This is a genomic window from Bradyrhizobium sp. (assembly GCF_019244115.1).
Classification (GTDB): domain Bacteria; phylum Pseudomonadota; class Alphaproteobacteria; order Rhizobiales; family Xanthobacteraceae; genus Bradyrhizobium.
Genome location: NZ_JAFATE010000042.1, coordinates 1 through 5,338, shown reverse-complemented (window position 1 = coordinate 5,338; position 5,338 = coordinate 1). Strand labels below are relative to the sequence as shown.

Here is a 5,338-nt window from a genome sequence, read left to right as displayed (position 1 = left end):
AGACGCAGGAGGTCGGCTCGGCCTTTCGTCCGGCGCGCGAGGCCGACATGATGCGGCGGCTGGTGCAGCGCCATCGCGGCATCCTGCCGCTCGACACCGTCGAGAGCATCTGGCGTGTCATCATCTCGACCTTCACCTACGTGCAGGCACCGTTCTCGGTGCATGCGGACGTCTCGATCAGTGAGACCGCGATGCGGGATTCCGCGCGGTTTCACTTCGGCTTCATCGAGCCCTTCGTGGCGCATTTTTCCGCCACTGCCGCGGTCGAGGCGGTCGCCAGCTCGAAGGGCGATCTGGCGATGGTCTCGGCCATTTCGAGCCGCACGCCCTGGTGGATCGCGTTGGAAAAGGACGGGGCGCCGAAGATCATCGCGCGCATGCCCTTCGTCGAGCGGGTCGATCATCCGGCGGCGCTGCCGGTGTTCGTGGTGTCGCGGGTTGCCGACAGCGCGATGGTGACCGAGGTGGAAACCTGGAGCATCCGCGTGTCCGGCTGGAACGCCGAGGTGGCCCGCGCGCTCTCGCCGCTGGCCGAGATCCTGGCCGTGCCGGACACCGCCTTCGACAGCGCCGCGCTGCTGGTCTCGATTGCGGCACCGGCGAGCCTCGACAACATCAGGGCCGCCCTGATCGCGGCAGGCGCCTCGGTACGCTCGACGGCCCTCGTCGGCAGCCACGCAAGCCGTTATGCGCTTCCCAACGGCGCCGCGACGCCGTAAAAGCCGCCCGTACCTTCCGGAGATGACGATGAACCGCCCCGTGCCGAATCCCGGCATCCTCGATATTGCGCCCTACACGCCCGGCAAAAGCCCGGTGCCCGAGGCGGGCCGCAAGGTGTTCAAGCTGTCCGCCAACGAGACGCCATTCGGGCCCTCGCCGAAAGCGCTCGAGGCCTACAGGCACGCGGCCGATCATCTGGAGGATTATCCCGAAGGCACCTCGCGCGTGCTGCGCGAGGCGATCGGCCGCGCCTTCGGGCTGGATCCCGACCGCATCATCTGCGGCGCCGGCTCCGACGAGATCCTCAATCTGCTCGCGCACACCTATCTGGCCCGCGGCGACGAGGCGATCTCGACCGCGCACGGCTTTCTGGTCTACCCGATTGCGACCATGGCGAACGGCGCCAGGAACGTGGTCGCGGCCGAGAGCAATTTCACCGCCGACGTCGACGAGATTTTGAAGGCGGTCACGGCGCGCACCAAACTCGTTTGGCTCGCCAATCCGAACAACCCGACCGGGACCTATCTGCCATTCGACGAGGTCAAGCGGCTGCGCGCCGGCCTGCCATCGCATGTGCTTTTGGTGCTCGACGCCGCCTATGCCGATTATGTTTCGCGCAACGACTATGAGATGGGCTTGGAGCTGGTGGCAACTACCGAGAATACGGTGATGACGCATACCTTCTCGAAGATCCACGGGCTCGCGTCCCTGCGGATCGGCTGGATGTTCGCGCCCGCCCACATCGTCGATGCGGTGAACCGGATCCGCGGGCCGTTCAACGTTTCGACGCCGGCGATGCGCGCAGCCGTCGCAGCGATCGAGGACACCGCGCATCAAGAGATGTCCAAGGCGTTCACGGAACAATGGCGCAACTGGCTGGCCGACGAAATCGGCAAGCTCGGGCTCAAGGTGACGCCGAGCGTGGCGAATTTCGTGCTGATCCACTTCCCGACCGAGAAGGGCAGGACGGCCGATGAGGCGGACGCCTTCCTGACCAAACGTGGCCTGGTGTTGCGTGGCTTGAAAAACTATCGCCTGCCGCATGCGCTGCGCATGACCATCGGCACCGAGGAGGCCAACCGCCTCGTCGTCGAGGGCTTGCGCGAATTCATGGCCGGCTCAAAGTGAACGCAGCGCCCCTCTTCAAGCGCGTTGCGCTGATCGGCTTCGGCCTGATCGGCGGCTCGATCGCGCGTGCCGCAAAACTGCAGGGCCTCGCCTCCGAGATCGTCACCACGGCGCACTCGGAGAAGACGCGCGCGCGGGTGAAGGAGCTCGGCATCGTCGATGCCGTGCTGGACGGCAATGCCGCGGCGGTCGAAGGCGCAGACCTCGTCATTCTCTGCATTCCCGTCGGCGCCTGCGGTCCGGTCGCCAGGGAAATCGCGCCGCATCTGAAGCCGGGCGCAGTTATCTCCGACGTCGGCTCGGTGAAGGGGGCGATCGTGCGCGACATGGCGCCGCATCTGCCGAAGTCAGTGCATTTCGTGCCGGCGCATCCGGTGGCTGGTACCGAGCATTCCGGGCCGGATTCCGGTTTCGCCGAGCTGTTCATCAACCGCTGGTGCATTCTCACGCCGCCCGAGGGGACCGATCCGCACGCCGTGGAACGACTGCGCGGGTTCTGGGCCGCCCTCGGCGCGCGAGTCGAGACCATGACGCCCGAGCATCATGATCTGGTGCTCGCGATAACAAGCCATTTGCCGCATCTGATCGCCTACACCATTGTCGGCACCGCGGAGGAGCTCGCCCAGGTCACGGAGTCCGAGGTGATAAAATTCTCCGCTGGCGGCTTTCGCGATTTCACCCGCATCGCGGCCTCCGACCCGACCATGTGGCGCGACGTCTTCCTGGCCAACAAGGAGGCGGTGCTGGAGATGCTCGGCACCTTCAACGAGGATCTGTCGAAACTGACGCGGGCGATCCGCCGCGGCGATGGCGAGGCGCTGTTCGATCATTTCACGCGCACCCGCGCCATCCGCCGCGGCATCGTCGAAACGGGTCAGGATTCCGCGGCGCCCGACTTCGGCCGCCCGCATCCGCAGCTTGCGAAGAAGCCGGACTGACGCCGCCGTCAGCCCGCTTCTTTGTATCGACTGGATTTGAAAGCGAGCTCTGGGCCCACCCCTCGAGACGCATCGCGCTGATGCGATGCTCCTCGGGACCAGGCGTTTTTCGGACTTAAACCCTCATGGTGAGGAGCCGCGCTCTCGCGCGGCGTCTCGAACCATGAGGCCCCGAACCTTCGATCGTTGATGTCTCCGCTTCTCAGTTGAACGGGTAGTAGCGGATCTGGGTCATCACGATGTTGTCGTCGGTTTTCGGCGCGCCGCCGACGCCCTGGAACGCAAAGCGCTGATTGTAGGAATACTGCACGCCGGCTTTCACCGTGCCGTAATTGCCCTGATAGACCGTGTCGTAGATGCCGGCGGTGTATTGCCTGACCTCCTTGGTGTTGCCGTTGCAGGTCGCGGCCGGCGAGTTTTCGACGTTGCAGCCCAGATTGTTGTAGAGCGGGTTGCCATAGCCGAACGGCACCGTGCCGACGTCCATGAAAGCGGCCTTGGTCTTCTCCAAGCCGGCATAGGTGTAGACGTCGAGTGTCGGCATCGCGTGCCAGATCAGCCCGACCGCCGCGGCCGTGATCGTCAGCGGCAGGATGGTGCCATCCTGCGCCAATGTCGCGTCCGGGAACGGCGCGGCGGTGAAGCGGCCGAGTGCGCCATGCGCGCCATAGACCTGCAGCTCCAGCGTCTTTGGCACGATCTCGGCATTGATGTGCCCGCCAAAGCTGCCGGTGTCGTAGGTGTGGTTGGCAAAGTTGAAGCGATCGAAGAACTGCCGGTACAGCGCCCATGCTTCGAGGTGCAGCCGGTAAGGCCCGAGCCGCGGATCATAGGCCACCTTCACCGTGACGTCGGGCACCTGGTTCAGGCTGAGATTGTTGGCGTTGTTGAAGAAGCTGCCGCCCGGACCGGTCAAATTGACCAGGAGATTCGGATTCAGCACGCCCTGGGGTCCTGCCGCCGGCGTGCCCACGGCCGGCGTGTTGCCGCCGAAGAACGAGGTCTGCGGATTTTCCGCCGAGGCCGCGATCTTGAGCTCCGGCCCGATGTCCTGCCAGATCCGGATGCCGGGCTGGCGCGCGGCGAGGAAGCCGGGCACCGATTCGAAGTCGATCACGCCCGGCGCGTCGACACCGCGCGGATCGATGCCGAGCTTGCTCGGCGCATTCAGCGACCAGGACTGGCCTGCGAGCACATGGAAGCCGAGATCGGTGCGATCGATCTCCAGGCTGAGCTGGCGCATGCGTGGATTGAACGAGTTGGTCGCAACCGAGTTGGCGGTCTGCGCCGCGCCTTCGAAGTCGATCTCGCCAAAACCAGCGAGGTGCGTCTCCGGGTTGACATTGCCTTCGGCGAGCAGATTGAAGCGCGTCTGCCGCGCGGAAAAACGCGATTCAGGCGTGAAGAAGTTCTTAGCTTGCCGGTACGGGATGAAGTTGTAGACCGAGCCCGTATCGGAGGCGAGATTGCGCGAGCGATAGATGCCGGTGAGATCGACCCAGCCGCCGAATGTCAGCGTGACGCCCTTGTAGCAGACCTTGCCGGGCGGGCAGAGATCCGGCGGCGCGGCCTTGTAGGCGGCCTGTGCCTGCGCGTTCGCCTTGGCAGTTTCCTTGGCCTGCGCGTCGATGCGCTTCTGCACCCGGGCCTCGTCGTCCACGCGCTGCTCCAGCAGCTTGAGCTTGGCCTTGAGCTGTTCGATCTGCGCGGCCGTATCGTCCTGCGCGAAGGCCCGGCTCGCCGATGCAAGGATGCCAACGGCAAGTACCCAATTGAATAGTCTCACGAGAACCTCCCAATTCCCCCAGGGGAAGCCCATTCGCCCTCGCACCTCGCCCGATCTCGGGCGCGTGCGTGCTTCCCGGTGAAGCGAGAGACCTGTCATGGCAGGCGGATATTCGCGATCGCGCTCACGCGATCGCATCACGTTTTACTCGCAACCATGTGCGGGAATTTTTGCACGCGACAGGCGATCCGCGCGCACGCGCGGATCATGCAAGCGTCCGAAGAAGGCGGAGGGAAGCGCCTAGATCAGAACAGCGGCGGAATCTGCGCCACCTTGAACGGCCCGAAATACACCGCGCCATCGGCAAAGCGCAGCGGGAATGTCCGTGCCTTCCTGCCTTCCAGCACGGCCTCCTTGCCGATCGCATTGAGACCGGCCGCGACACCGATCGTGGCGTTCTGCCGGACCACATTGCCAAGCCCGGGAAGCGCGCGGTCGAGCGCGCCCATCAGCTTGTTGATGTCCTGCGACTTCACGCCGGGCGCGACGCGGTCGAGCGTCGACTGCGGCACGCCCTGCTCCAGCATCTTGTCGAGGCCGAGCGCGGGGATCACCTTCTCGATGCCGGCGACCGTCATCTGCAGCTCGCCCTCGATGCGGCCATTGGCGTTGAGGCCGAGCGAGCCGGCGGCAACCGCGATCGTGTCGCCCTGCTGGATGCGCGAGCGCACGATCTCGACCTTTCCGCCGGCCGCCTGGATCTCGCGAAAGCGCTCCGGCCACGGCTTTGGCCGGAAATCCTTCAGTCCGTCCAGTCTGGTCTCGA

At 65.2% G+C, this 5,338-nt stretch carries 5 protein-coding genes; 3 read left to right on the top strand and 2 right to left on the bottom strand.

The annotated features are described in order from the left end of the window. The 3 genes from JOZ76_RS02100 to JOZ76_RS02090 all read left to right on the top strand — a co-directional run. On the top strand, nt 1–719 hold a 719-nt coding region (locus JOZ76_RS02100; protein ID WP_291696977.1), incomplete at its 5' end, for a chorismate mutase. A 28-nt stretch (nt 720–747) separates the two neighbouring features. Continuing rightward, nucleotides 748–1,848: a histidinol-phosphate transaminase gene (hisC, locus tag JOZ76_RS02095; RefSeq protein WP_291696976.1), complete on the top strand. Its 1,101-nt coding sequence runs from the start codon at nt 748–750 to the stop codon at nt 1,846–1,848. Next, complete coding sequence (locus tag JOZ76_RS02090) at nt 1,845–2,786, top strand: prephenate/arogenate dehydrogenase family protein (RefSeq protein WP_291696975.1); 942 nt, start codon at nt 1,845–1,847, stop codon at nt 2,784–2,786. Before hisC ends, JOZ76_RS02090 begins: the two co-directional genes overlap by 4 nt. A gap of 202 nt (nt 2,787–2,988) precedes the next feature. On the opposite strand, the gene JOZ76_RS02085 is transcribed toward JOZ76_RS02090, so the two are convergent. Beyond that, nucleotides 2,989–4,572 (bottom strand): hypothetical protein, encoded by a 1,584-nt coding sequence (locus tag JOZ76_RS02085; protein WP_291696974.1) that lies wholly within the window; start codon nt 4,570–4,572, stop codon nt 2,989–2,991. A gap of 245 nt (nt 4,573–4,817) precedes the next feature. After that, nucleotides 4,818–5,338 (bottom strand): DUF2125 domain-containing protein (locus tag JOZ76_RS02080; protein WP_291696973.1); only part of this gene is annotated, 521 nt, incomplete at its 5' end.

Coding starts and splice junctions, on each gene's coding strand:
- hisC (WP_291696976.1), top strand. CDS start 748: ATGAACCGCCCCGTGCCGAATCCCGGCATCCTCGATATTGCGCCCTAC.